This is a genomic window from Providencia sp. PROV269, assembly GCF_028477785.1.
Lineage (GTDB): Bacteria > Pseudomonadota > Gammaproteobacteria > Enterobacterales > Enterobacteriaceae > Providencia > Providencia rettgeri.
This window is the reverse complement of sequence record NZ_JAMPLV010000016.1, coordinates 98,580-124,279: the sequence shown is the minus strand read 5'-3', so window position 1 is coordinate 124,279 and position 25,700 is coordinate 98,580. Positions and strand designations below refer to the sequence as shown.

General features: G+C 39.7%; 27 protein-coding genes. 10 read left to right on the top strand and 17 right to left on the bottom strand.

Features of this window, described 5'->3' with window-relative positions; translation table 11 throughout:
- The 10 genes from PR683_RS16700 to radC form a co-directional block, all read right to left on the bottom strand.
- Positions 1 to 1,176: a glycosyltransferase gene (locus PR683_RS16700; protein ID WP_226617159.1), complete on the bottom strand. Its 1,176-nt coding sequence runs from the start codon at positions 1,174 to 1,176 to the stop codon at positions 1 to 3.
- On the bottom strand, positions 1,148 to 2,164 hold the full coding sequence (locus PR683_RS16695; RefSeq protein ID WP_164456225.1) for a glycosyltransferase family 8 protein: 1,017 nt from the start codon (positions 2,162 to 2,164) through the stop codon (positions 1,148 to 1,150). The genes PR683_RS16700 and PR683_RS16695 overlap by 29 nt, the downstream gene beginning before the upstream one ends.
- Positions 2,157 to 3,395: an O-antigen ligase RfaL gene (gene rfaL, locus PR683_RS16690; protein ID WP_166185063.1), complete on the bottom strand. Its 1,239-nt coding sequence runs from the start codon at positions 3,393 to 3,395 to the stop codon at positions 2,157 to 2,159. The genes PR683_RS16695 and rfaL overlap by 8 nt, the downstream gene beginning before the upstream one ends.
- A 14-nt stretch (positions 3,396 to 3,409) precedes the next feature.
- Entirely contained in the window at positions 3,410 to 4,423 is a 1,014-nt protein-coding gene (waaO, locus tag PR683_RS16685) for a lipopolysaccharide 3-alpha-galactosyltransferase (protein ID WP_004906910.1), read from the bottom strand.
- A gap of 24 nt (positions 4,424 to 4,447) precedes the next feature.
- Entirely contained in the window at positions 4,448 to 5,245 is a 798-nt protein-coding gene (gene rfaP, locus PR683_RS16680; protein WP_004906907.1) for a lipopolysaccharide core heptose(I) kinase RfaP, read from the bottom strand.
- Positions 5,238 to 6,362, bottom strand: a complete 1,125-nt coding sequence (locus tag PR683_RS16675; protein ID WP_123382698.1) for a glycosyltransferase family 4 protein — start codon at positions 6,360 to 6,362, stop codon at positions 5,238 to 5,240. Before PR683_RS16675 ends, rfaP begins: the two co-directional genes overlap by 8 nt.
- Position 6,363: 1 nt before the next feature.
- Positions 6,364 to 7,428 (bottom strand): lipopolysaccharide core heptosyltransferase RfaQ, encoded by a 1,065-nt coding sequence (gene rfaQ, locus PR683_RS16670; protein ID WP_042851478.1) that lies wholly within the window; start codon positions 7,426 to 7,428, stop codon positions 6,364 to 6,366.
- Positions 7,429 to 7,626: 198 nt separating this feature from the next.
- Complete coding sequence (gene rpmG / locus PR683_RS16665; protein WP_004265124.1) at positions 7,627 to 7,794, bottom strand: 50S ribosomal protein L33; 168 nt, start codon at positions 7,792 to 7,794, stop codon at positions 7,627 to 7,629.
- 11 nt (positions 7,795 to 7,805) lie between these two features.
- On the bottom strand, positions 7,806 to 8,042 hold the full coding sequence (gene rpmB, locus PR683_RS16660; RefSeq protein WP_004265123.1) for a 50S ribosomal protein L28: 237 nt from the start codon (positions 8,040 to 8,042) through the stop codon (positions 7,806 to 7,808).
- 274 nt (positions 8,043 to 8,316) lie between these two features.
- Positions 8,317 to 8,985: a RadC family protein gene (radC, locus tag PR683_RS16655; protein WP_004906900.1), complete on the bottom strand. Its 669-nt coding sequence runs from the start codon at positions 8,983 to 8,985 to the stop codon at positions 8,317 to 8,319.
- Between the two features lie 180 nt (positions 8,986 to 9,165).
- On the opposite strand from radC, the gene coaBC reads away from it, so the two are divergent.
- The 3 genes from coaBC to slmA all read left to right on the top strand — a co-directional run bounded on the left by coaBC (position 9,166) and on the right by slmA (position 11,636).
- Entirely contained in the window at positions 9,166 to 10,377 is a 1,212-nt protein-coding gene (gene coaBC, locus PR683_RS16650) for a bifunctional phosphopantothenoylcysteine decarboxylase/phosphopantothenate--cysteine ligase CoaBC (protein WP_004906899.1), read from the top strand.
- Positions 10,364 to 10,819: a dUTP diphosphatase gene (gene dut, locus PR683_RS16645; RefSeq protein WP_117162977.1), complete on the top strand. Its 456-nt coding sequence runs from the start codon at positions 10,364 to 10,366 to the stop codon at positions 10,817 to 10,819. Before coaBC ends, dut begins: the two co-directional genes overlap by 14 nt.
- Positions 10,820 to 11,036: 217 nt before the next feature.
- A complete protein-coding gene (gene slmA, locus PR683_RS16640; RefSeq protein ID WP_004906897.1) occupies positions 11,037 to 11,636 on the top strand; it encodes a nucleoid occlusion factor SlmA in 600 nt (199 codons plus the stop codon).
- A 49-nt stretch (positions 11,637 to 11,685) separates the two neighbouring features.
- On the opposite strand, the gene pyrE is transcribed toward slmA, so the two are convergent.
- Positions 11,686 to 12,330 (bottom strand): orotate phosphoribosyltransferase, encoded by a 645-nt coding sequence (pyrE, locus tag PR683_RS16635; RefSeq protein ID WP_004906896.1) that lies wholly within the window; start codon positions 12,328 to 12,330, stop codon positions 11,686 to 11,688.
- A 112-nt stretch (positions 12,331 to 12,442) separates the two neighbouring features.
- Positions 12,443 to 13,156, bottom strand: coding sequence for a ribonuclease PH (rph, locus tag PR683_RS16630; protein WP_004265108.1), 714 nt, complete (start codon positions 13,154 to 13,156; stop codon positions 12,443 to 12,445).
- Between the two features lie 123 nt (positions 13,157 to 13,279).
- On the opposite strand from rph, the gene PR683_RS16625 reads away from it, so the two are divergent.
- The 5 genes from PR683_RS16625 (at position 13,280) to PR683_RS16605 (ending at position 18,187) form a co-directional block, all read left to right on the top strand.
- Positions 13,280 to 14,143, top strand: a complete 864-nt coding sequence (locus PR683_RS16625; RefSeq protein WP_004906895.1) for a YicC/YloC family endoribonuclease — start codon at positions 13,280 to 13,282, stop codon at positions 14,141 to 14,143.
- Positions 14,144 to 14,597: 454 nt separating this feature from the next.
- The gene (locus tag PR683_RS16620; protein WP_109912527.1) at positions 14,598 to 15,908 is read left to right on the top strand and encodes an MFS transporter; all 1,311 of its coding nucleotides are present in this window, start codon (positions 14,598 to 14,600) and stop codon (positions 15,906 to 15,908) included.
- A gap of 44 nt (positions 15,909 to 15,952) precedes the next feature.
- Positions 15,953 to 16,600 (top strand): RraA family protein, encoded by a 648-nt coding sequence (locus tag PR683_RS16615; RefSeq protein WP_004906874.1) that lies wholly within the window; start codon positions 15,953 to 15,955, stop codon positions 16,598 to 16,600.
- 9 nt (positions 16,601 to 16,609) lie between these two features.
- Entirely contained in the window at positions 16,610 to 17,401 is a 792-nt protein-coding gene (locus tag PR683_RS16610) for a carbon-nitrogen hydrolase family protein (RefSeq protein WP_004906873.1), read from the top strand.
- Between the two features lie 162 nt (positions 17,402 to 17,563).
- Positions 17,564 to 18,187, top strand: coding sequence for a GntR family transcriptional regulator (locus tag PR683_RS16605; protein WP_109912529.1), 624 nt, complete (start codon positions 17,564 to 17,566; stop codon positions 18,185 to 18,187).
- 76 nt (positions 18,188 to 18,263) lie between these two features.
- Here the strand turns inward: PR683_RS16605 and PR683_RS16600 are convergent, their stop codons facing one another.
- The 3 genes from PR683_RS16600 to PR683_RS16590 form a co-directional block, all read right to left on the bottom strand.
- On the bottom strand, positions 18,264 to 19,520 hold the full coding sequence (locus PR683_RS16600; protein ID WP_109912530.1) for a nucleoside permease: 1,257 nt from the start codon (positions 19,518 to 19,520) through the stop codon (positions 18,264 to 18,266).
- A complete protein-coding gene (locus tag PR683_RS16595) occupies positions 19,517 to 20,434 on the bottom strand; it encodes a DMT family transporter (protein ID WP_004906867.1) in 918 nt (305 codons plus the stop codon). Before PR683_RS16595 ends, PR683_RS16600 begins: the two co-directional genes overlap by 4 nt.
- A gap of 67 nt (positions 20,435 to 20,501) precedes the next feature.
- Positions 20,502 to 21,320: a purine-nucleoside phosphorylase gene (locus PR683_RS16590; RefSeq protein ID WP_004906865.1), complete on the bottom strand. Its 819-nt coding sequence runs from the start codon at positions 21,318 to 21,320 to the stop codon at positions 20,502 to 20,504.
- 189 nt (positions 21,321 to 21,509) lie between these two features.
- On the opposite strand from PR683_RS16590, the gene PR683_RS16585 reads away from it, so the two are divergent.
- Both PR683_RS16585 and thiM read left to right on the top strand, forming a co-directional pair.
- Positions 21,510 to 22,712: an ROK family protein gene (locus PR683_RS16585; RefSeq protein WP_117162975.1), complete on the top strand. Its 1,203-nt coding sequence runs from the start codon at positions 21,510 to 21,512 to the stop codon at positions 22,710 to 22,712.
- Between the two features lie 77 nt (positions 22,713 to 22,789).
- Positions 22,790 to 23,560 (top strand): hydroxyethylthiazole kinase, encoded by a 771-nt coding sequence (gene thiM, locus PR683_RS16580; protein ID WP_004906861.1) that lies wholly within the window; start codon positions 22,790 to 22,792, stop codon positions 23,558 to 23,560.
- A 67-nt stretch (positions 23,561 to 23,627) separates the two neighbouring features.
- On the opposite strand, the gene PR683_RS16575 is transcribed toward thiM, so the two are convergent.
- On the bottom strand, positions 23,628 to 24,332 hold the full coding sequence (locus tag PR683_RS16575; protein WP_109912532.1) for a lipopolysaccharide core heptose(II) kinase RfaY: 705 nt from the start codon (positions 24,330 to 24,332) through the stop codon (positions 23,628 to 23,630).
- A gap of 200 nt (positions 24,333 to 24,532) precedes the next feature.
- Positions 24,533 to 25,699, bottom strand: a complete 1,167-nt coding sequence (locus tag PR683_RS16570; protein WP_123382697.1) for a nucleotide sugar dehydrogenase — start codon at positions 25,697 to 25,699, stop codon at positions 24,533 to 24,535.
- Position 25,700: the final 1 nt, after the last annotated feature.

The following is a 25,700-nucleotide window of genomic DNA, read 5'->3' as shown; positions in this document are numbered from 1 at the left end:
TTAAGGATACCATTTCGCAATTACCCCCATGAGCTCATCTTTGACAATTTCCCAAGTGAAATTATCATAAGCATGTTTTTTAGCATGGTAAGCTATTTCTTGACTATTTGGGTGATTTAACGCGCTAGTAATATCCTCCGCCATACTCAAAGGCGAAAGTGGCTCCCTGAAAATAAACCCAGTTTCATTATGGGAAATAAACTCTACCATTGCTCCTCGCTGGCTCGCTATCACAGGGCGACCCGAAGCCATCGCCTCTAATGCAACCATACAAAATGGCTCTGGAGCGATGGAAGGTACAGCAATCACATCCGCAAGAGAATAATAGTGCCGAATTTTTTCAGGATGAACACCACCTAAGAAAATGCACTGCTCACCCAAATTTTTTGCATAATCTTTTACTTCGTCTTGATATTGCGCTAGTTCACCTTTTAATGCAGCATTTGGGTCACCTACAATGACGAGCTTATAACGAGGGTCTTCTTTAAAGAAAGTCTCGCACGCCTGCATTAATTCAAGTAATCCTTTATCTCTAGCGATCCGGCCAGCGAATAAAACTATTTTATCTTCTGCTGTTAGCCCAAAATCCTCACGCTTGACCTCAGGTGGCTGAGCATAAATTTCACCATCAAACCCATTACGAACAACTTCAATAAGCGCATTTGGTAAACGTTCTCTGTACCAATTTTTCATAAAATGGCTTGGCACAATGATTTTTATGTCTTCAGGGACATCTTTAGGCTCGTACAAATTATGCATGTGTAACACAACATTATTATGTCCTTCTTTCTTAATTATTTTTTTGAAGGATTTAATATGATTGTGAACAAAAATAACACTTTTATTCGGGTTTGGCGAAAATTGATGTTTAATTTTGACAATTCTATCTGCATAAGAATATGGGTCTAACCTTGTCCATTTCTTAAATAGTCTTGTATACACTTTTCCAAACTTAATACGCTCAATTTCACAATACTCATTAACAACAGAATGAGCGCTATATCCATCATTTCGTATACAAACGATTCGGTTTTCAATGTCTAATCGTTTAGCGACATTGTACATCCACGATTCAATTGCAGCCGCACTTTTAGGAGGTATAGAAAATATAGGTGAAACTGTTAAGACAATCTTATTAATCATCATATTATTTTCTTTTTTTTGTATGTTTTTCAAACAAGTAATATATGCCTGACAAAATACCTGATAAATAAGAGCCTTGCTTTAATAAGTGCTTGTACTCTTTTTTCCTTTCAGCAAATTTAGTGGCACACTTTAAATCATCCTTTGTCCAAGGTGATTGTGCTAATGCTTTATAAAAAGGCTGAGAAGAAGGATAGTTCGCCCATTTATGCCAAGGCTTACTCACCCCCGTGTAATGAATTAAAACTGTTTCAGGTGTAATAATGGTTTGATATTTTTGATGAGTTCGGTCATACAGTTCATTTTTTAGTGTATAAACCGTATTAAATTTCTGATTAAGTAATATCAGGTCATTCCTTAAAATAAGGTTTAACACATCTTGATCTGGGTACTTAAACCGTTGTTTCGCATTTTCTGCAGATAACAATTCGAAACATTGCTGAGTAACTCGTTTTTCGTGCCATTTTTTTAAGTTCACAAACATAACACCCGAGTTAAAATAGGTCTCAGCTAACTTTGGAGTGTGAAGCCGTATCTCACTTTTTGTTCTTACACCGATGTCATCGGCAATAACACCACAAACTTTATCTTTAATTAAATCAGCCGCCAAATTCAATTGGCCATTACAGATAACATCCGCATCCAAATATAGAGCAACATCATAATCTTTCGAGAGATAATCTAAAGCAACTAACCGAAAATACATTGCTGAAGACCAAATATCAGAAGCTGGCAATGTTTTTAGTAATTGATTATCCAATTCATAAATATGAAATTCAGCTGGAAACTGATGAGAAATAACCTTCAGCTTATCTAAAAAGCTAGGGCTGACTTTATCTAAAAAATAATGAAATCTGAAGAGCGTATTTGGGTTATTAATAAGTAAAGAGACCGCTGAAACACCAGCACCAAACTGATAGTTTTCATCCGAACCATAAATAACATCAAGACATGGTAATGAGGAATTACTCGTATTAGCCCCCTCATTTAGTAGGTATTTATTTGTTATCAGGTTATTCATGGCACACTCTTTTCTGCTTAGTTGAACTATGTCCCATCATGGCGATTAAAAAACCTAAAAGAATACCTAAAGGCTTAAGGTCCACTTGTTCAAACATCCCACGAACGAGATAAAAACTAATAAGGCTTAACAGCAATGCAATGAAAGCAAAGTAAATTTCCGGTTCATCAGACCTATTTTTTATCCCTTGCATTGAGGAATAGCACATTGACAAAAATACCGCACTAAATATCGCTAACCCTGCAATACCCGCACCAAACCAAATATAAAGCCAAATATTATGGGGCCCAATAGATCGCTTAAATGTCCATTCCGGATGATTTTTTACAACACTATTGTACTTTTCATGATAGATTTTATCGCCAAAACCATAACCGATAACTGGATTTTCCAGTATAAGCTCAAAAGCGGTTCCTTGGGTTCCATTAGTATAACGGTGAGTGCTATCTGTCTGCTCTAGCTTATAAAACAGTTTTTTACTTGTATCGGGATAAATTAGTTTAATTGAAATAAGTGAAATTACCGAAAGGCATAATACAACCCCAATTAGCTTCCAAGGACGTTTAAAACACAAAAATAATAACCCCGCGACTGCGACTGCAACCCATGCCCCTCGAGCTAACGTTCCAAGTAAAACAAACAGAAATACAATACTTAAAATATAGAAATAAATAAGTTTAGATTTAGGCAATAAATACCAAAGAATAGGAAGTATTGGAAAGAAGAAAACTAACGCATCCGAAACATGCCTAAAATCATAAGTAGTAAACGGTAAAATACCCTGCTGATAGGCTATATAGTAGCGGCATAACTCAACAAGTAAAACTAAGGCTAACGATACAGTAAAACTCGTTAATAATAGTTTTGAAATCTCTTTTAGGCTTTCTCTATATAAAATAATTGGCAATAAAAGTGATAAACTTAGTATTCCATAATTCAATAAATTATTGTTAATAGTTTTAATAGATACACTTAATATGTTTGAATAAGATATTGATATATAAAGAAAAATAGAAAAAACAACAACTAAATATAAAAGTTTATTATTTAATCTTTTTAGCACTTTTTTTGTATCTAAAGACAGATAAACCAAAGATGTGGCTATCATCAAATAGAACAGAATATGCTTATATCTGGTTACATTTTCCACAAAAAAAAGAACAACAAAGATTAGCACCAAAGCTTTGTTATACTTTGAGAGAATACTTTCATTTCTATCTAAAAAAGACATAACTTGCCCAATTATTATTTACTTAATTTAACCAAAAAATACTGAAGATTATTTTTTATACCAGAGAGAATTTTTCCCTGATTAAACATATGTTTAGCACAATAGCGCAAATGATTACTGCTGTTAGCCTTCAGTAACGGAATGTCTTTCCAAGGTGATGCATTTTTTGCATTAATAAAGGGCTGAGCTGTTGGGTAATTAGCCCACTCATGCCAAGGCTTAGTTGGGCCAATATAATGAATCAATACAGTTTCAGGCGTTATTGGGTTCTCTTTTTTGCCTTTTTGCAGCTCATAATTAATACTATATTGAGTGTTGTATTTGCCATCAAGGTAAATGACTTTCCCTGTTAATAGCATATTTAAGATATCTTGATCTAAATAGGATAATTTTGCTTTAACAACATCTTGAGAAAGTAAGTCCATTGCTTTCGTTGAGATATCAAATTTTGACCAATTCACTAAATTTAAGACTAAAAAACCTGCATTAAAATACCCCGAAGCGATGCTCGGGATCCCTAACGCATCAGCTCTTTTTTGCCACCAAATACTATCCCTTTCAGGCACAACTGCAGCTATTTCATCATCTTTAAACGGAATATTTAACAGTGGCTGCAGCGTTCCTTGACACATAATATCTGCATCCATATAGATCATTCTATCTAGCTGATTTGAAAAGTAATCCGCAATAATAAACCTGAAATAAGTTGCATATGACCAATTTTTGGTACTTGGTAGCAATTTAAGCTGTTCACAGTCAACTAAATAAACTTTAATACTCGTCTTATATTGCTCTGCGAGCTGTTTAAATAATTTACTTTGCTCATCATCAAAGTAGTCAGTAAACACATGAAATGAAAAAGAGATATCAGGATTTGTTTTTAATAGAGAAGCAATCGAGATCCCACAACCATATAGAAAATTACGGTCAATCCCATAGGAAATATGTAAGCTATCATTATTAACAATAGCGTCTGGTGACGATAAATCAATTTGCTGTGTAACCGCATTTTCTTTATTGAAGAACATTTATATCTCTCTTCTCTCTTTGACTCACAATGACTTTCTAATTGTGCGTTCTTTAATTTGTGCAGCTTTGCTTTCCGCTTTAGCTATCAATGATGCTTCTTGTTGCAAAATAACTCGCAGCGATAAGCCAAAATAGATTTTCATAAAACGAAGAATATCACGCTGAGTTAGCCCAATATTTAATGATGAGTAATATAAACCAATTAAATCTTTATTGCGCCAACGGGTTGGAACAGAATTTCTGAGTTGTGCCCGATGTAAATCAATTACTGATATTTTTAACTGTTCTTCATTTCCCGTAAATGGCAAATGCAGTAAAAAATGGCAAATATAACAATCACGATGGTTAATACCGGTCGCGTGCATTTTACGCACCATCTTCGCAACACGACGAATAATCATTTGTTTGGTACTAAAAGTTGGCGGGTTATCTAGCCAATTTGCACAATAATCTTCCAAACTCACCGTCGGGGTCAAATCTTCAGTAATAATAAAGGAGTGACGACGAAGAGGGTTAATCCCTTTTTGCCCAAAAGCTCGACCATTCATCGTGTCAACTCCCACTTGAGTCAGTTGATGAATAGCATTCCACTCTCGATCAGCGCCTAATACCGGCAACCGAAAAGAAAATAGATTTTTAAGAACTTCCTTTAGTGTAGTCCCATAATGAATTTTTATAAAATAGCTGCGTCCCTCAAGTTCAAAACGCAGAGTTTTACGCGATTCTAACGCACGAAAAACTTCACCTTGTAGCTTATCCGCCTCGATAAATGGATCTTTATTCTTCCACAATTCACTAAAAGGGGGTTTTAACTCAATCATTCGCTTCCCCTAAAATAATATCTGCGGCTTTTTCTGGTAAACTATATAAATCTTCTGTATCGGCAAAATATCGCGCATTACTTGCCCATTGTGCTAATTGAACCGGATTTTTTAAACTATCTTCTAGAGCCAAGTTCAGAACCGTTTGCTCAAAGGGCTCATTTACCACAATACCGCATTTAGCTTGGCTAATAAATGAAGCATATCCACACACTTCTGTGACAATAATCGGTAAACCCGCGGTAATTGCCTCTAATAACACAATACCAGCAGCTTCTTGGTAAGCCGGATGCATTAATATATCGGCTGCAGCCATTAATTCTGCAATATCATTACGTCCACTAAAGAAAGAGACTTGCGAACCAATGCCTAACGTTTTTGCTAACTGCTGGTATTTCGCCGGCTTATCTTGGCCAACTACCATTAATAACGTGCTTTTCTTAATCTCTTCGGGTAATGCCGCAATGGCTTTTATGGTGCGATCGACGCCTTTACGTTTGAAGTCAGAACCCACCTGCAATACTAAAAATGCAGATTCAGGTATTTGATTTTTTTCACGATAAACTTTTTTAGCTTCCGCAACTTGCTTATCATACTTTCTATCTTGGGCAATACCGGGAGGCAGCATATGAAAACGCACATCTTCAGTCCCATAATGCTCTTTAAAATGACTAATTTGATGTGGCGTTAACATGAGTAATTGTGTCGGCTTTCCCACTGCAAAAACAGCTTTTTCAAATGCGGCATAGTGTTTATAGCGAGGCGTCAGCTTATAAAAAAAACCTTTTTCTTCAGCGACTTTTTGTGCATAACAAACATCTGCTGCATAATAAATATCTAGTCCTGGCATTTTATTGAAACCAACTACCCGCTCAGCAGGATGCTGCTTTAAATGCGCCAACACCCAGTCACAATATTGTGCGTTTCGTCCATGATTCGTTTTTGATGTCACCGGCACGATAATAATTTCAAAGCCGCTAGGCTTATCACCATCCCATGATTGGGTATAGACACGTACGTGATGCCCACGTGATTGGCATTCCGTTGCAATACGTAGAAAATCCCGCTGTAACCCACCAAACGGAAAGTATTTATATAAGCAAAATGCCAGATTCATGTTAATACCTTGTCATCATAGAGCGAATATTCATCGGCAATATTTTCTCTGTGGCTTTAATTACATCGGATGCAGGGACAATAGATAAATACTTTTTACTGCGGTCAAGTTCATCTCGCGGAGGCATAGGTTCATAGTCTCCGGCCCAGAATTGCACACTATTATCGCTCCAAGGCCGCCAAAAAATATGATTTGTCGCACCGAAAAGACACACAATTGGTGTTTTGACTGCAGCAGCAATGTGCATCGGTGCAGAATCAACACCGATGAATAGAGCGGCATGAGCAATCAGTGCGCCTAACTCTGGAAATGAAGTCTTTCCTGCAAGCTCAGTAACAGGCGTTGTTTGGCAACCATTTGCAATATCACTGATACATTCTAAATCTTCTTTACTCGGTCCCGATGTTAAAACCACTTGATAACCACGAGACTGCAATGCATCAATGACGGCTGAAAACTTTTCATTATCCCAACACTTAAAAGCTTGGCGCGCTGTTGGTTGAATAACGACATAGCTGCTATGGACACCTAAGCTTAGTAACCTTTCATCAATATTTTTCCAATCCTGCTCTGAATAAGACATCGTTAGATGCGTTTTTAATTCTTTTATTTCTAACGGCTTGAGCACTGATAGGTTATTCAGAACAACGTGTTCGCCTTCAGGTTCTATCAAATGCGTAAAACTATTACGCCAGTATTTAGAATCTCGATGGGTAAATTGATGGGAAATTTTTGTGTCAGCAGGAATAGCCCGAACTAATACACTCACCATCCACTGATCTGCAAGGTTAACAACTAAATCGTATTTATTTTTACGCAGCTTTAGCAGTAGCTTAATAAAATTACATGCTTTACTCAGCCCACTACTTTTTTTCCCCGCCATGCCGTACAAAGCGTTAATTTCAGCATTTTCAGAGAGAATGGGGATAGTATCCTGATAAAGCAAAACGTCAATTTCAGCATCAGGATATCGGTGTTTTAATGAGCTGATAACGGGTGTTGTCAGCAACATGTCCCCATGAAACCTCATCTTGATCACAAGAATTTTTTTAAACTGTTTTTTCACCAGGCACTCTTAATCAAGTCTATATGTAAAAGACAATAGTCATTCGACAACAAATATCATTATTAATTCAATGAATACTCACTATGTTACTACTTTCATAATAATGGTCATAGCTTCGAATGCACATATCCGCGACAACCCAAATTTTAGGTAAAAAAAAACTCAGCCGAAGCTGAGTTTTTAACGCAGAAAGCAAAATTATTTGATTTTTGCTTCTTTGTAGATCACATGCTTACGAACAACTGGATCGAATTTTTTCAGTTCCAGTTTTTCTGGCATTGTGCGCTTGTTCTTCGTAGTGGTATAGAAATGACCTGTACCTTCAGAAGAGACTAGCTTGATTTTCTCGCGAATACCTTTAGCCATTTTTTAGCTCCTTAGTACTTCTCACCACGGGTACGCAGTTCAGCAAGAACAGCATCAATACCCTTTTTATCGATAACACGCATACCTTTAGCAGATACACGCAGTGTTACGAAACGTTTCTCAGACTCAACCCAGAAACGGTGAGAGTGCAGGTTTGGCAAAAAACGACGTTTGGTCGCGTTTAATGCGTGTGAACGATTGTTACCGCTCATTGGACGCTTGCCAGTAACTTGGCAGACTCGTGACATGTCTATTCTCCAAAAATCTAATCAGCTCGAGCTTTTTTGTTCTGGGTATGGCCGCCTCGTCAGGCTTAGGAGCCCATCTCAGCAAACTTTCATTGACTGAAAAAACCGTTGATACCTAAATAAAGATTTACTTTACTAAAACGTAAAAATTTACTGAGATAGGCCCTTCTCGCCAAACCCAAGATCCTTAAAGGTGGCGTAGTATACGCTTTCCATCGTTTTCACTCAAGCCCAACACAAAGAAAGTTGTCATTTTTTAGGCAAAAAAATAATTTTATAACCATCCTCGCTCCACAAATGACACACATTGCTTATGCCCAACGACAAAATGGTCAAGCAATTTAATCCCCATAATAGTACAAGCACGTTGGATACGCTCTGTCACTTGCCTGTCTGCTACGCTTGGTTCCGGATTACCTGATGGATGGTTATGGGCGAGTATAATCCCGTTTGCATTCATTTTTATGGCAAAGCGAATGATTTCTCTGGGGTGAACTTCAACTTTGTTTAAAGTACCTTTAAACAACTCTTCATGACAAATAATTTGATTTTTATTATTTAAAAATATCACGACAAAAACTTCACGCTCTTGCCCTGCGAACAAATCCAACAACTTTGCTTTCAACTGTTCAGGCCCAGTCATCACATCTTCATGTAAAAATTGTTCAGAGAAAAAACGGCGAGCTAATTCACTCACAGCCTGTAATTGGGTAAATTTACAACTCCCCATTCCTTTACATTGCTTGAGTTTTTCGTAGTCTGCTTGTAGAAGCAAATATACTGAACCAAACTCCTGTATTAAACGCTTCGCAAGCTGTAAAACGGGTTCGCCTTGGCTCCCTGTACGTAGAAAAATAGCGAGTAGTTCAGCATCAGATAACGCAGCTGCCCCGTATGCGAGTAGCTTTTCCCTTGGTGGTAGGTCTAGATGTTCACTCATCATATTTTTTGTCCCTAAATCCCTTGCTTCCTTTTTATCTAGTCTAAAAAACATTCACAATCACTCTCATAAGGGTTTGCGTAGCGCTTCGCAAAAATAGTACTGTGATGAAAAATCGAGCGCGCCACCTCGCGCTTCTCTGTGGTAATATGCCTCCCATGTTGACCGAATTGGATAAAAATAATGAATCAACTGTCACTATTAGGTAAGCAGATAGTTATTGGTATTAGTGGGGGCATTGCTGCGTACAAAATCCCTGAACTCACCCGCCGTTTGCGCGATAAAGGTGCGATAGTACGCGTTGTGATGACTCAAGGTGCTAAAGCCTTTATTACACCTTTAACCTTGCAAGCCGTTTCAGGGCATCCCGTTTCTGATGACCTGCTAGACCCTGCTGCTGAGGCTGCTATGGGCCATATTGAACTGGCTAAATGGGCAGATCTCATTATTCTAGCACCGGCTACTGCGGATTTAATTGCTCGCCTCAGTGCAGGAATGGCAAATGACTTACTCACAACAGTTTGCCTTGCTTCCGCAGCACCGATTGCACTTGTGCCAGCAATGAACCAACAAATGTACCGAGCAAAAGCAACCCAAGAAAATTTAATCAAATTGCAACAACGTCAATGTATGATTTGGGGGCCAGATGCAGGTAGCCAAGCCTGTGGTGATATTGGCCCTGGTCGCATGATTGACCCACTAGAAATTGTTCGTCTAGCCAATGAGTTTTTTACCCCTAAACTCGACTTACAAGGCATCAAATTAATGATCACTGCGGGCCCAACACGGGAAGCGCTAGACCCAGTTCGCTTTATTAGTAACCATAGTTCGGGGAAAATGGGTTTTGCCATTGCTAAAGCAGCCAGTCAACGTGGTGCCGATGTCACTTTAATTGCGGGCCCTGTAAATATTGAAACACCAGAAGGCGTTAACCGAATTGATGTCATGAGTGGCTTAGAGATGTATGAACAAGTGCATCAAACCATTGCTGAACAAAATATTTTTATTGGTTGCGCTGCAGTTGCAGATTATCGCGCAAAAAACATTGCTGAAAATAAAATAAAAAAACAAGGTGATGAAGTTTCTATTACACTTATCAAAAATCCAGATATCGTGGCTAGTGTCGGAAACCTAAAACACAATAGGCCATATGTTGTTGGATTTGCAGCTGAAACCCAAAATGTGGAAGAATATGCACGCCAAAAACGACAACAAAAGCAACTCGACCTCATTTGTGCCAATGACGTCTCACTAGCAGACAACGGGTTTAATAGCGATAACAACGCGTTACATCTTTTTGATGCAAACGGTGATACCCGTTTGCCTCACTGTAATAAAAACGAATTAAGCCACTATTTACTTGACGAGATACTTCAACGTTATGAAAAAAATTGACCTAAAAATCCTCGATAGCCGTATCGGTAATGAATTTCCTCTACCAGCCTATGCCACCACAGGTTCTGCTGGTTTAGACCTACGTGCATGCCTTGATGCACCAATCGATTTGGCACCAGGTCAAACAGAACTTATTCCAACAGGTTTAGCCATTCACATTGCAGATGAAAGTCTTGCTGCAGTCATCTTGCCTCGGTCCGGTTTAGGTCATAAACATGGCGTTGTACTGGGCAACCTCGTTGGCCTCATTGATTCTGATTATCAAGGCCAGCTCATGGTGTCTGTCTGGAACCGCAGTGACAAAGCTTTTACCATTGAACCTGGTGAACGTATGGCACAAATGGTGTTTGTCCCGGTTGTTCAGGCGGAATTTAATATTGTTGATGATTTTGACACAACCGAGCGTGGAACTGGCGGTTTCGGTCATTCTGGCCGTCAATAAATAGAACATCCTGATAACTAATATGCTAGATAGAACCTAAATTAGGTTCTATCTTTATGAATAAAAACAATCAGCCGCATATTTTCTTTCAGGAAGCTTGCTCAACATTACTTATATTTTAAACATTTTTTAAATCCATTTTGCTTCGAAACTCTCTTTACTAAGAGCAAAATTTTGGATAGTTTGTTTTGCTGTTTTAGCAGGGGTCTTATTAGACATGGCAGAAAAAGCGATAACACAAAAACGTAACAGACGTGATGAGATTTTACAGGCTCTTGCGTTAATGTTAGAAAGTAGTGATGGCAGCCAACGTATTACAACAGCAAAACTTGCTGCTACGGTTGGTGTATCAGAAGCTGCGCTATATCGTCATTTTCCGAGTAAAATGAAAATGTTCGATAGCCTTATTGGGTTTATTGAAGACTCATTAGTTTCACGCATTAATCTGATTTTAACTGATGAAAAAGATACGATAATTAGAATTAAACTAATACTTGCCCTAATACTTGGGTTTTCCGAGAAAAATCCTGGGCTTACGCGTATAATGACTGGCCATGCTCTGATGTTTGAGCAAGATAGGCTGCAAGATCGTATTAACCAATTATTTGAACGTATAGAATCACAATTACGGCAGGTCTTAAAAGAGAAAAAAATACGTGATGGCCATGGGTTTATTCATGATGAGTCATTACTTGCTTCTCAGTTACTAGCCTTTTGTGAAGGGATGCTCTCTCGTTTTGTGCGTTCTGAGTTTCGTTATCGGCCAACCGTCGAGTTTGAATCGCGCTGGCCTTTAATTCTAGCTCAGTTACAATAACCGATTATTTATACTACTCACCCCGCCCATCATTGGGCGAGGGCTTTTTTTATTCAATTCCGTATTGTTCGCGATAAGCCTTCATAGCCGCTAAATGTTCCTGCATACCTTCCTTTTCAGCAAGATAGGTGATTAAATCGCTCATGGTAATAATTGAGTAAACTTTACAACCATAATCACGCTCAACCTCTTGTACTGCTGAAATTTCACCTTTGCCTTTTTCTTGGCGATCAAGGCATAACAGAACACCATTCAACGTAGCTTGTTGTTGTTTAATAATTTCCATTGATTCACGAATTGCCGTCCCTGCGGTAATCACATCATCAACTACCACAACACGCCCTTGTAAAGGACTTCCGACTAACACGCCGCCTTCCCCATGGTCTTTAGCTTCTTTGCGGTTGAAGCAGTATGGCATATCGATGTCATGGTGCTCAGAAAGTGCTACCGCTGTCGTCGTTGCAATGGGGATCCCTTTATACGCTGGACCAAAAATGACATCACACTCAATTGCGCTATCTTGTAATGCTTGTGCATAAAAACGACCGACAAGTGCCAGATCACGCCCTGTATTAAATAACCCCGCATTGAAAAAGTAAGGGCTTTTACGACCTGATTTCAGCGTAAACTCACCAAATTTAAGTACCTGTTTTTTCATGGCAAGTTCAATAAAATCGCGCTGATAGGCTTTCATTGGTCATTCTCCTCGTTGATGATTATTTATCTATTTTCAAAGCTGGCACACTAGTTGATGAACCAGCAGGCATAAAAAAGGCGACTTTTCAGCCGCCTAATTAATGATTAACTTACTTCAGCGCTTCTCGCTGAGCTTCAAAAATGGTATTTAAACCTGTTTTAGCTAACGCCAATAGGGCTAATAACTCTTCATGACTAAACGGTTCGCCTTCTGCGGTGCCCTGTACTTCAATCATTCGGCCATCATCCATCATGACAACATTCATATCGGTTTCAGCTGCAGAATCTTCAACATACTCAAGATCACATAGAGCTTCTTGGTTTACAATTCCAACCGAAACGGCAGCAACCATTGATTTTAGTGGGCTTTTTGCAATTTTACCTTGCTCAACCATGTTATTCAGTGCATCAACAAGCGCCACACAAGCACCAGAAATCGCTGCTGTCCGTGTACCACCATCCGCTTGAATAACATCACAGTCTAAAGTAATCGTGTATTCACCTAATTTTTTAAGGTCAACCGCAGCACGTAAAGAACGTGCAATTAAACGTTGGATTTCCATCGTACGACCGGTTTGTTTTCCTCGTGCAGCTTCACGTTGATTACGTGAGTTTGTTGCGCGCGGTAACATGCCATACTCCGCTGTAACCCAACCTTGCCCCTGCCCTTTTAAAAAGCGAGGAACCCCTTCTTCAACAGTTGCATTACATAACACCTTCGTGTCGCCAAACTCAATAAGAACAGAGCCTTCTGCATGCTTAGTATAGTTGCGCGTGATGGTAATCGGGCGCATTTGGTCTGCTTGTCTATCTGCTGGGCGCATGGTGTTATCTCCATTATCAACTCAAATTGGGACGCATTATACGTTGTTCAAGCGATAATGCCTATCCTGTCATCCTGCATAGCGTTATAATCGCCTAAATCTTTACGATAATGGGAACGAATTATGATCCGTAGTATGACCGCTTTTGCCCGTCGGGATATCAAGGGTGAATGGGGGAATGCGGCCTGGGAGCTGCGTTCCGTGAACCAACGTTATTTAGAAACGTATATTCGCTTACCTGAGCAATTCAGAAGCCTTGAGCCCGTTATTCGCGAACGTCTGCGTTCTCGCCTAACACGTGGAAAGGTAGAATGTAGCCTACGCTTTGAGTTAGATGGCGCAAATCGTGGTGAATTAATCCTAAATGAACAATTAGCACGCCAATTAATCAGTGCTGCGAATTGGGTTAAAAATTACAGCCATGAAGGTGAAATAAACCCATTAGAAATTTTGCGTTGGCCGGGTGTGATGTCAGCAGGTGAACAAGATTTAGATGTCATCAGCGAACAGCTACTGGCAGGCTTAGATGAAGCTATTGATGCTTTCATTCAAAGCCGTGAAGCTGAAGGTGCTTCATTGCATGCACTCATCGAACAACGCCTTGATGGCGTCTTAGTTGAAGTCGCAAAAGTACGTCAACATATGCCAGAAATTTTACAGTGGCAACGTGAACGCTTACAAAATAAGTTAGAAGAAGCTGATATTCAAGTGGATAACAACCGTCTGGAACAAGAACTTATTCTATTGGCTCAACGTGTTGATGTTGCAGAAGAACTGGATAGACTAGAAGCTCACGTTAAAGAAACGCGTAATATCTTGAAGAAAAAAGAGGCAACTGGTCGCCGCCTTGACTTTATGATGCAAGAATTCAACCGCGAAGCTAATACGTTAGCGTCAAAATCAATTAATAGCGAAGTTACAACCTCTGCAGTTGAACTCAAAGTATTAATCGAGCAAATGAGAGAACAAATTCAGAATATTGAATAATCACTCCTTGACGATTTTAATCCATAAAAAGCTAATCGACCTTAATTATCGTTTGGCTTTTTTTGGAGATATTCTCAATATTTACTCGAAATAGGTGCTAGTTGTCACGATTTTTGAAGCTATACTCCACAACACCCCTTCGACGATATTAAAAAATTTATACCGAAGCAGTATTAATTATTCTTTCTCAAATAATTAGTAACGTCGATTAAATCGTTTCCCATGAAATCATAAAAACTTGATTTTTCATAATAAAATTTATTACCTATCTATTTTCCTAAAAATAAGATCTCGCTCATAAATCAATCAAATGTTTTGAGTTCAGTCACAGATAACAAAACAGATCTTTGACACCTCAATAACTGCTTATTAACATCCGTCTTGTATACAAGTTGAATTCAATATAAATACAATAAGGTTGATTACCTCGACAAACCAATAAAAAGGTAACTCTATGTCACATAATGATTCTGTTGTAACACCAGCAACGAAAGACTCACCAGGGCGTTTACGTTGGGGATTAGCAGCAATATTTTTTATTATCGGTTTGATTGCGTATATGGATCGCGCCAATATTTCCATTGTGGCCGAACATATGATGACCGATTTAGGAATGAGCAAAGTTCAATTTGGCTTTTTGGGTGCGTTATTTTCTCTTGGCTATGCACTAGCCCAAATCCCAAGCGGGATACTTGCAGAGCGGTTTGGTAGCAGACTAATCGCAACCATCAGCCTATATATTTGGTCTGCATTTACCATCTTAACTGTCGTGGCTCCTACCTATATTTGGCTATGTATCGTACGCTTCCTATTCGGCGTTGGGGAAGCGCCGCTCTACCCTGCAAATGCCGTTTTTAATACATGGTGGTTTCGCCAAAATGAAAAGGCACGAGCCGCTAGCTTCTTACTTGCCGGTTCCTATTTTGGGCCTGTGATTGCCCCCACTCTTACCGTATTTATTATGATTTCATTCGGGTGGCATGCCGTTTTCTATATATTTGGTGTGATTGGCATTCTTATCGGCATGGTTTGGTATTTTTTTGCCAGAAATAAGCCTGAGCAACACCCTAAAATTTCTCAAAGTGAAATCGCATTCATCCATGAAGGCCGAACAATTAGTGAGCAAGGCGGTACTGATGTTAAAGCCCCTTGGCGCAAATTTATGAAAGAACGTCCTTTCTGGGCTGTTGGCTTCCAATATTTTTTTGTTGCCTATATGACCACCTTATTCATGATTTGGTTACCCACCTACTTACAAGAAGCTCGAGGCTTTTCATTAACCCAAATGGGCGTAGCCGCCAGTTTTCCTTGGTTAGCAATTTGTATCGCAGTACTCACTGCAGGCTCAATTTCTGATTGGTTACTCAACAAAGGGTACTCGCAGTTAGTCGCTAGGGGCTATATCGCGATTGCCGGTTTTATTCTATTTATCGTGGGGATTTGCGGCGCAGCTCAAACTGAAAGTGCCATCGCTAGTGTTGCATGGCTAACCCTTGCGCTCGGCTCTCTAGGATTACCAGTTGTGACCTCTTGGGCAATCGCAGCAGATAAAGGCCGCCAATATGCTGGCTCGGTCAGTGGATGGATGAACTTGTGGGGTAATCTCGGTGGTGTTATTTCCCCTATTTTATGTGGCTGGCTTGCACAGCATTTTGGCTGGACCGTCGCTTTACTTTTCAATGTGATACCTATCAGTTTAGCGATTGTTTGCTGGTTTTTCATTCAGCCTGATAAACCTTTAGCTGCTGCCGTTAATCCTGACTAATTTTTACCCAAAACACATTATATTCAATAAATAAAGGTGTCCTTATGTTTACATTAAATCCTCGAGTTGCCTGTTTTAGCCCAGAAGTTATCGAAAGTTGCCGTGATGTTTGCCCGTCAACTATTGGACACATGACCGACTTCGGTTTTCTAAAAACATTACGCCCACAAATTGAACAGTGCCAATTTATTGGTAATGCTGTAACTGTACGTATTCCGCATATGGATTCATCTGCTGTACATAAGGTTTTCGACATCGTGCAAGAAGGCGATGTTGTCTGTATCGATATGTCTGGGGATTATGATCGTGCTTGTTGGGGCGAAATGGTTTCTTACATGGCACGGGCAAAGAAAATTGCCGGCGCAGTTATTGATGGTTGTGTCACTGATATCAAAGCATTACGTGAGATTGGTGTTCCTATTTATGCACGTAAAGTGAGCCCGTTGACGACGCGAATCTTAGGTATTGAAGGCGCAATTAATGTGCCAATTAGTATAGATGGCGTAACGATTCATCCCGGTAATTTAATCATCGCAGATGGTGATGGCATTTTAGTCGCCGATGAAGTTACTCTGCAAGAATATCGTCAACGAGCCCTTAATGCTCAACATGCTGAAATTGATGTTAAAAAGCGCATTGATGCTGGTGAAACATTAGCGGCGATTTCAGGTGCAGCTAAATTTTTTGAATAAGGAGACTCCATGAAAATTGCAATTGCTCAGCTTGCCAGTAGCCCAGATAAAGCTCTAAATTTAAAAAAAGCCTGTGACGCTATACAAAAAGCTGCTCAAGGCGGTGCCGACCTCGTCCTATTGCCGGAAATGTTCATGGCATTTGTTCCTGCAGATAGCGGTATTAGCTATGCCGATGTCGCAGAGCCTGTTGATGGCCCTTTTGTCTCCGAGTTGGCAAAAACCGCTAAACAATGCGGTATTTATGTGACTTGTGGAATTTATGAAAGTGCCCCGAATGAGCCGAAAAGAGCATTCAACACGACAATTATGTTGAACCGCCAAGGTGAGCTTATCTATCATTACCAAAAAACCCACCTGTATGATGCCTTTTCATATCAGGAATCCCTCAACATTATTCAAAGTAATAATGCGTTAAAACCTGTGGAAACTGAATTTGGCAAAATTGGCGTTTTAGTCTGTTATGAGTTGCGTTTCCCAGAAGTTGCTCGAAAACTAACCTTAGCTGGCGCAGACCTTATACTCGTTCCCACAGCATGGGTAAGTGGGCCACTTAAAGAGGAGCATTACCAAACATTAGTTAAAGCACGCGCTTTGGAGAACACAATTCCTGTCTGCGCATGTGACCAAACTGGTAATATTTTTATTGGCCGCAGCCTTGTTTGTGATGCGCTTGGCGTAACCATTGCCTCTGCTGGCTACGATGAAACACTATTTTTTGCTGAAATATCAACGCAGCATACCGCAGAAACACGAGAAAAATTACCTTGCATGCAAAACCGGCGCCCTGAGCTGTATTAGTCTAAAAAACTGGCAAGGATGCTGGTTTATTCAACAAGTTAAGTTCAATTACCCACCAAAATTTAACAGCACCCTAAATAATATAAAACTAGTGCATTACTTGTATACCAGCCTATTCCTTTCTATACTCACTAAAATTTCTATTATTAACACAAGATCCTGATGAAAGATAAACCACTAAGCCAACAAGCCTATACCGCAATTAAGCATAAAATTCTCAGTAAGCAATTTGGAGAGGAAAGTTATACCTCTGAAAATAGCTTAGTTGAGGAACTCGGTATGAGTCGCACCCCAATTCGCGAAGCCTTATATCAATTGCAAAATGAAGGCTTAGTCAAAATTATCCCTCGAAAAGGTGTTTTTATTCAGAAACTATCGTTAAAAGAGACTCGAGATAATTATGATTTACGCTTAGCAATTGAGTCACATGCAATTAAATTAGTGCGTGAATATTTAACTAATGAGCATTTTTCTATTTTAGAGACCATTATTGAGCGGCAAAATGAATTATTGAAGGAAAATGACTATCAAGGTTGGATAAAAGAAGATGAACGATTCCACCGTTTCTTCTTAGAATTACTGGATAACTCAGTTTTCTTAGATTTAGCGGACAATATTCGCCAGCGAGTATATTTTCAGCCCGACCCTATTTATCGCAATGAATATTATTATGAATCTACACGCCAACATCAGCAATTGGTTGAGCAACTCAAAGCAAAAGAATTTACCCTTGCGGAAGAAACGCTGACTGAGCATATTTTACGCGGTAAACGTAATTATGTTTAATGTTAAAACTAACAAAAAAGAGAAAACCAAATTTATGGTTTTCTCTTAAATTGAATGTTATTTATAACGATTTATCTTAGCTAGATTTGGCTTCTTTCAGTGCTGCGTCTTTATCATGGTGATAATGGAACGTAAATTGGAATATTATTGCCAATACAACAGTATAAGAAGCAAAAACTAACCAAATCATTTGCCAATCTTTAATACCATCCACGGTGTAATAGTCGACAACCAATCCACTTAGTATCGCACCAAAATAGGCCCCAACACCGTTAACCATTGTCATAAATAAGCCTTGGGCACTCGCACGCATACGCGTATCTACTTCTCTTTCAATAAATATAGAGCCTGAAATATTAAAGAAATCAAATGCGCAGCCATAAACAATCATCGACATGATCAAGAACATCAAACCAATGGCTGATGGGTCGCCAAACGCAAAGAAACCAAAGCGTAGTGTCCAAGCGAACATACTTAATAACATGACTGTTTTAATGCCATAGCGTTTCAAGAAAAATGGAATTGCTAAGATAAAACACACTTCAGCCATCTGAGAGATCGATAATAATATCGATGGATACTGTACCACCAAACTATCTTGGTATAACGGGTTCAGCCCGAAGTCGTGCAAGAATGGGTTACCAAATGTATTCGTGATTTGTAAAACAGCGCCAAGTAACATAGCGAATAAGAAAAATACCGCCATAATAGGCTTTTTAAATAACACCAAAGCATCTAAACCTAGCTTACTGATCCAACTACTTGAAATCGCTTTTTTATTGACTTCAATTTTTGGCAAAGTTAGTGAATAAAGCGCTAAAAGCAATGAACAACCACCTGCAATATAAAGCTGCATACTACTTAGCTCAAATTTCAATAAGCTAATGCTCCACATTGCAACAATAAAGCCTACCGTACCAAACACACGAATAGGTGGAAAGTTACTCACTGAATCGAGCTGATATTGGCTTAATGATGAATAACTGATGCTATTTGAGAGTGCAATTGTTGGCATAAAGGCCATTGCATTAATTAACATCACCCAGAACATGATAGTTGAACTTGTGACTGTTGCGGCATAAAACAATGCAGCAGCCCCAATCAAATGGCAAATCATATATAAACGATTTGCTGGAATGTATTTATCTGCAATGATTCCGATAAGCCCGGGCATTAAAATAGCAGCAATACCCTTTGAGCTATACACCATACCGACTTCTGCACCTGAAAAACTCAATGTTTTCATCATGTACGAGCCGAGTGTAACTAACCAACTTCCCCAAACAAAATATTGCAGGAAAAGCATGATTTTCAAGCGGGATTTAATATTCATACAAGGCTCCGTTTGGAGTTATATTTATTTGTTTTTATTTTCAACTCAGCAATGGTAACACCCATAAGGATGACAGCAACACCAACAAACTGAATGAATTCAAGAGGTAAATGCAATACCGTTACGGATAATAAAATCGTGACAGGTAACTGCATTGAGCTAACAATGGTCGCTAAACTGGTACCGATCAGTGGAGTACCTTTGGCAAACATCCACATACCGAAGAAAGAACCAAAGAAAGCCAGAGGTAATCCGTATGAGAAAAATAGAGATTGAAACGTTGAAGCGCTCAATAAGAATGTTGGCGGAACAACAATTGATGTCAAAATTGCGCCCCCTGTTACCATAATTGCAGAACGCATCATAGGATCTGTTTTAACCGCTAATGCTCCACTGACGTAAACACGAATAGCGTTCGATAATGCTGCACATAATCCTAATAGCACACCAAGCCAGTGAAACACGATCCCTGAACTGTTTAACAAACCTGTCGCTAATACTGTTCCAATTAATATCACCACAACTGACACCATGGTCATTACGGGAGGAATTTTGCGGTCAATAAATGCGTTAATTGCAACCCCCATCCATGTAAATTGCAAAAAGAGTACGACACCAAGTGCAGGGGATAAATATTGCAATGATGCATAATACAAAAGCCCGGTTAACCCGGTTGTCGTCCCAGTGAGTAACATTAATAGGCCTTGCCGACGTGTTGGCCATACTAGACGTGCTTTTTTAACTAATACGCCTGCGACAACAAAAAACCACAGTAAAATCGCACCTAATACCGTTTGGCTACCGATGACATCATTCAAGGAATACCCTGCGCGGTAGGCCAACACGACGAGTGTTGAAAGGATGCCATAACTACAAGCGCCTAAAGAAACTAAAATTAGACCTTTAAATTTCATTTCAATATTCACCTTATTTAGTGTCATGGACATCTTTATATTAGTTTGAGAAAAAGAACCTAAAAAATTAGAAGCGTTCGATCACGCCTGTCACTAATTTCAAGAAGGTCGCTTTAACTTTTTCAGCTGTTTCAATAACTTCGTCATGACTAAGTGGCTGTTCTAAAATACCGCAAGCCATATTGGTTAAGCAGGAAATGCCCACTGTTTTAATTTGTGAATGATGAGCGACCAGAGCTTCTGGTACGGTAGACATACCAACAGCATCTGCGCCTAAGGTTCTGATCATACGAATTTCGGCAGGTGTTTCATAAGTTGGGCCTGTCCACCATGCATAAACACCTTCACGGACAGAAACACCTTGTTCAGCCGCTACATTCTTGATTGTTTGGCGTAATTCTTTGTTATACACCTCACTGACATCCAAGAAACGCACCCCTAATTCAGGGTTATTTGGCCCCATCAGTGGGTTATTTGCAGTTAAATTAATATGATCGGTAATAATCATCAGATCACCTGGGTTGAAGTCGGTATTTACCGCACCGCAGGCATTGGTGATAATCAATTTTTCAACACCCAACGCTTTCATCAAACGCACAGGGAAAGTGACTTGGTCAAGGGTAAAGCCTTCGTAATAGTGGAAACGGCCTTTCATGGCAACCACATTTTTACCTGCGATGGTGCCGATCACCAATTCATTGGCATGCCCTACCGCTTCAGATTTAGCAAAGTGTGGAATTTCGCTATAAGGAATATGCACTGCATTTTCTAATGTATCCGCGAACGGACCGAGTCCTGAACCCAGAATAATGCCCACTGTTGGTTTAATATCTGTGCGAGACTGAATAAAGCTTAAGCTTTCTAGAATATCTTTTGTATGATGCATGGTTGTCTCCAAATTGACATCGACTAAAAATTGTTAAAATTGATCATAAAGCAATTTAGAAACAGAACAGCGATCTTAATCTCATTTTAATAAAAAGTATTTCGATATGATGTGTCACAGGAAGCAGAATCTTATGCGTATATTTGCTAATCTTTATCGATAGAGTCGGAATGAAAAGGAGTGAGGCGCTTGTTACATACACTATTAAATGAATTTCGCACCTCAAAAAATTCAAAAACACAAAAACTCAAAACGCTTTACCGATTAATTTTAAACCATGGTCCCATTAGGGCAGAGACGTTGACATCACTGGCTAGCATGAAACCAGCAACTTGTGCTCGGTTACTCGACGAACTTGGGAGAAATCACTTAATTTCGACTTCTGAGCTCGGAGAGTCGACCGGTGGCCGCAAACCAATCCTCTATAACATTAATGCTGCAGATGGTTATCTTGTTGGCATTGAAATGAGTGATATATATTCAACGATTGTTTTACAAAACCTAAAATTGGATATTTTAGGTATGGTAAAAGTGAAATATGAGCACCTAGAAACCGCAGAAAATATGGTGGATCATCTGCTCAACAGATTAGATATTTTATTAGCTGAACATGGACTTAGCGTAGAAAGCTTGTTGGGTATCGGCATCGCCATCGACCATATTTTAGAACGTGATAAACTGCCATATCATCAATACCACGCAAGAATAAAAGAACTTCACGACTACATTTCCAGTAAAGTTCCTTGTTTTGTGTTACTCGGAAGTGGGATTAGTTTTGCGGCTTTTGCTGAGTATCGCTTGCGCTATACCTCTGATAGCCAAAGATTTTTATTCACAACCTGTGATACTGATATTCGCAGTTGCACCATCATCAATAACCAATACGCTCCGGCCCCCATTAGTACAGCTCAAGCCTTTGGCCATACAACGATTGATATTAATGGCCAGCGCTGTGAATGTGGGTCATTTGGCTGTTTAAAGCAATATAGTTCACTGTCTGCGATTAAGGCACGAGTAATCCAGCAACTCAGGTTGGGTAAAAGTTCAATAATCAATGAATTAGTTAATAATGAGTCTGAAATTAGCTACCATACTATTTTCCAAGCTCTCACATTGGACGATGCCCTGTGCCTCGAAGCGCTTGGTGAAGCGGCCTATTATTATGGTATCGCCATCGCTAATGCTATTTTAACGACTCAAGCCGATGTGGTGGTGTGCGGCGGCACCCTGACACCTAAAAATCACTTTTTTGAGATGACCAAAAAGTCGATTGAAGAAAAACTCGCTATTTTCCCCCATATTAAGACACGCATTTATCCCGCCAATGATTCATATGAAATCGTTGCTCAGGGTGCTGGTGGAATGGTAATGGAGAAGTACCTTGCTGATTAAGCGGTTCTTTCATTAAAACAGATAGAGTGTAGAATAAATCAACAAACCTATACTCTATCACTATTAATGAGGGGATCATGTTAGAATTTGAACACATCAGTAACACGGCGAAATCACTGGTACTACAGCAACTTAATTCTCAATCTCCTCTTGTTCATTGCATGACAAACGATGTTGTTCAGACCTTCACTGCCAATGTCCTATTAGCACTCGGCTGTTCCCCAGCCATGGTGATTGAACCCGAAGAAGCTGAGCAGTTTGCCGCTATCGCACATGGCTTACTAATTAATGTGGGCACATTAACGACAGAGCGTCGATATGCGATGAAATGTGCGGTTAACAGTGCAAATCAAGCACAAAAACCTTGGGTACTTGACCCTGTCGCTGCAGGTGCGCTCAGCTTTCGTACCCATTTTTGCCATGAATTGTTGACACTCAAACCTGCCGCTATTCGCGGTAATGCTTCTGAAATTATGGCGTTAGCAGGAAGCAGTGCAGGTGGCAGAGGCGTTGATTCCCTTAACTCCACTGATGATGCACTCCCCGCGGCACAATTATTAGCGAGACAAGCTAAGACTATTGTTGCGATAAGCGGTGAAGTGGATTACATCACCGATGGAACACGCACCTTTGCGGTGACTGGCGGCCATATTTTAATGACTCGGGTGGTCGGTACGGGATGCGCTCTTTCTGCGGTGGTTGCTGCATGTTGTGCTCTACCTGGTGATAGGCTGCAAAATGTTGCCGCTGCTTGCGCTATCATGAAGCAAGCCGGAGAAACCGCAACCCAGCGCTGCCATGGGACAGGTAGTTTTATCCCTGAATTTTTAGATGCGCTTTATCAATAGTTTTGTTGTGATCGGTAACTTTGTTATTTTCGGTAATTTAGTAGTAATGAAAACTTGGCATAGCACACTAAAGCCGAGTTTTCTTTCCTCTTATTTTTCTTGACCAATGACGAAAGTTATCTCTAAAACGAATAAAGCGATAAACACAATTTTTGCTATCGGGTTCAATATCGTAAAAACGCTGTAATGCAATTAAATCATTCGCTTTGCAAATAGCAAAATTACCATAATCTGATAAATCAATAACCTTTAGCCCCACATTGGTTACAACAAAGTTTCCTGCATGGATGTCATTAGAAGATAAACCATAGTTATGTAATTGGTTAATGACAGACTTCATTTCTGCATAGTAAGGCGTAATATCATCCAGTTCAGATAAAACCGTTCCTTCCACATATTCCGCAATAATCCATGTTTCTACTGACTCACGACCGACCATTTTTTCAGCAACGAAATAGATGTCATTGGTTACCATACAACCTTTATTTTGAGCAGAGACTAATCGCATTAATAACTGTGAATAAAAAGGTCCTGAAATAATACGCATCAACCGTTTTTCAATACGCTTATCCCGTTCTTTTTCACATTTAATAATATAGTTTTGCCCATCTACATGAATACGAGCAACACTTCTCTCAATATTTCCGCTACTTAAATTCTTACCCGAGATCTTCCCATCAATATAATCATTAACAATTTGCCAAAAATCTATCTCACCTTCTTTTTGATAGGTGATAAAACCGTCTCTTTGTTTTTTTATTATGTTCTGCATAGCAAAATAGCCAATTTTTAATCAATTGACGGATGCTAGCAAATGGCAAACGACATTTCTTAGCGATTGTTGCAAAATGGCGTCTAAAAATAGGTAAGTTGTGCGATATACCTCAAAATTGGTAAGGTTTTAGAAAAGCTGTACGGCTCTATCTATGAGAGCAGGTCACCATAGTGCCAACCTACTCTCATAAAAACCGCTTAGTCGTTACCAAATAAATCGCGGGTATAGACTTTCTCTGCCACATCTTCCAGCTCAGGCACCATCCGGTTGGCTAAAATAATGTCGCTTTCTGCTTTGAAAGTCTCTAAGTCACGAATAACTTTAGAGCGGAAAAATTCATTTTCTTTTAAAACAGGCTCATACACCACCACTTCGATACCCTTGGCTTTGATGCGTTTCATCACACCCTGTACCGCAGAGGCGCGGAAATTATCAGAGCCAGCCTTCATCACTAAGCGATAAACACCGACTTTACGTGGTGCTTTAGCAATAATCGCATCGGAAATAAAGTCTTTGCGGGTACGGTTCGATTCCACAATGGCGTTAATCAAGTTATTTGGCACATCATCGTAGTTAGCTAACAGTTGTTTGGTATCTTTTGGTAAACAATAACCACCGTAACCGAATGATGGGTTGTTATAATGGCTGCCAATACGTGGGTCTAAAGAGACCCCTTCAATAATTTGGCGTGCATTTAGACCGCGGCTTTCTGCATAGGTGTCGAGCTCATTAAAGTATGCCACACGCATCGCTAAATAGGTGTTGGCAAACAGCTTAATGGCTTCGGCTTCGGTGCCATCCGTAAATAACACGGGAACGTCTTTTTTAATCGCACCTTCAAGCAGTAAATCCGCAAAAATTTTCGCGCGCTCTGAACGCTCTCCTACCACGATACGGGACGGGTGCAAGTTATCCCACAAAGCGCGGCCTTCACGTAAAAATTCAGGGGAGAAAATCACGTTGGTATAACCAAATTCTTCACGTAAACGCGCGGTAAAGCCCACCGGAATAGTGGATTTTACGATGATCGTCGCTTGCGGGTTAATTTCATTCACATCATGAATAACAGACTCAACCGATCTAGTATTGAAGTAATTGGTTTTTGGGTCATAGTCAGTTGGTGTAGCCACAATCACGTACTGAGCGCCTGTGTAGGCCTCTGTTTTATCTTCTGTAGCGCGAAAATTGAGCATCTTTTCCGTTAAAAATTGCTCAATTTCTGCATCAACAATCGGTGATTGATGGTTGTTTAACATCGCCACTTTTTCAGGGATGATGTCCACGGCGACCACTTCGTGGTGTTGTGACAGCAACATGGCGTTAGATAAGCCGACGTAACCGGTTCCTGCGATTGCTATTTTCAAA

What these genes read in the sequence shown, in the direction of transcription:
- rpmB (WP_004265123.1), bottom strand. Translation starts at nt 8,042, where the DNA reads ATGTCACGAGTCTGCCAAGTTACTGGCAAGCGTCCAATGAGCGGTAAC.
- PR683_RS16615 (WP_004906874.1), top strand. Translation starts at nt 15,953, where the DNA reads ATGTTTACATTAAATCCTCGAGTTGCCTGTTTTAGCCCAGAAGTTATC.
- pyrE (WP_004906896.1), bottom strand. Translation starts at nt 12,330, where the DNA reads ATGAAAGCCTATCAGCGCGATTTTATTGAACTTGCCATGAAAAAACAG.
- PR683_RS16575 (WP_109912532.1), bottom strand. Translation starts at nt 24,332, where the DNA reads ATGCAGAACATAATAAAAAAACAAAGAGACGGTTTTATCACCTATCAA.
- dut (WP_117162977.1), top strand. Translation starts at nt 10,364, where the DNA reads ATGAAAAAAATTGACCTAAAAATCCTCGATAGCCGTATCGGTAATGAA.
- rfaL (WP_166185063.1), bottom strand. Translation starts at nt 3,395, where the DNA reads ATGTCTTTTTTAGATAGAAATGAAAGTATTCTCTCAAAGTATAACAAA.
- coaBC (WP_004906899.1), top strand. Translation starts at nt 9,166, where the DNA reads ATGAATCAACTGTCACTATTAGGTAAGCAGATAGTTATTGGTATTAGT.
- PR683_RS16605 (WP_109912529.1), top strand. Translation starts at nt 17,564, where the DNA reads ATGAAAGATAAACCACTAAGCCAACAAGCCTATACCGCAATTAAGCAT.
- rpmG (WP_004265124.1), bottom strand. Translation starts at nt 7,794, where the DNA reads ATGGCTAAAGGTATTCGCGAGAAAATCAAGCTAGTCTCTTCTGAAGGT.
- PR683_RS16675 (WP_123382698.1), bottom strand. Translation starts at nt 6,362, where the DNA reads ATGAATCTGGCATTTTGCTTATATAAATACTTTCCGTTTGGTGGGTTA.
- PR683_RS16590 (WP_004906865.1), bottom strand. Translation starts at nt 21,320, where the DNA reads ATGCATCATACAAAAGATATTCTAGAAAGCTTAAGCTTTATTCAGTCT.
- PR683_RS16695 (WP_164456225.1), bottom strand. Translation starts at nt 2,164, where the DNA reads ATGAATAACCTGATAACAAATAAATACCTACTAAATGAGGGGGCTAAT.
- PR683_RS16620 (WP_109912527.1), top strand. Translation starts at nt 14,598, where the DNA reads ATGTCACATAATGATTCTGTTGTAACACCAGCAACGAAAGACTCACCA.
- slmA (WP_004906897.1), top strand. Translation starts at nt 11,037, where the DNA reads ATGGCAGAAAAAGCGATAACACAAAAACGTAACAGACGTGATGAGATT.
- radC (WP_004906900.1), bottom strand. Translation starts at nt 8,985, where the DNA reads ATGATGAGTGAACATCTAGACCTACCACCAAGGGAAAAGCTACTCGCA.
- thiM (WP_004906861.1), top strand. Translation starts at nt 22,790, where the DNA reads ATGTTAGAATTTGAACACATCAGTAACACGGCGAAATCACTGGTACTA.
- waaO (WP_004906910.1), bottom strand. Translation starts at nt 4,423, where the DNA reads ATGTTCTTCAATAAAGAAAATGCGGTTACACAGCAAATTGATTTATCG.
- PR683_RS16610 (WP_004906873.1), top strand. Translation starts at nt 16,610, where the DNA reads ATGAAAATTGCAATTGCTCAGCTTGCCAGTAGCCCAGATAAAGCTCTA.
- PR683_RS16595 (WP_004906867.1), bottom strand. Translation starts at nt 20,434, where the DNA reads ATGAAATTTAAAGGTCTAATTTTAGTTTCTTTAGGCGCTTGTAGTTAT.
- rfaP (WP_004906907.1), bottom strand. Translation starts at nt 5,245, where the DNA reads ATGATTGAGTTAAAACCCCCTTTTAGTGAATTGTGGAAGAATAAAGAT.
- rph (WP_004265108.1), bottom strand. Translation starts at nt 13,156, where the DNA reads ATGCGCCCAGCAGATAGACAAGCAGACCAAATGCGCCCGATTACCATC.
- PR683_RS16625 (WP_004906895.1), top strand. Translation starts at nt 13,280, where the DNA reads ATGATCCGTAGTATGACCGCTTTTGCCCGTCGGGATATCAAGGGTGAA.
- PR683_RS16600 (WP_109912530.1), bottom strand. Translation starts at nt 19,520, where the DNA reads ATGAATATTAAATCCCGCTTGAAAATCATGCTTTTCCTGCAATATTTT.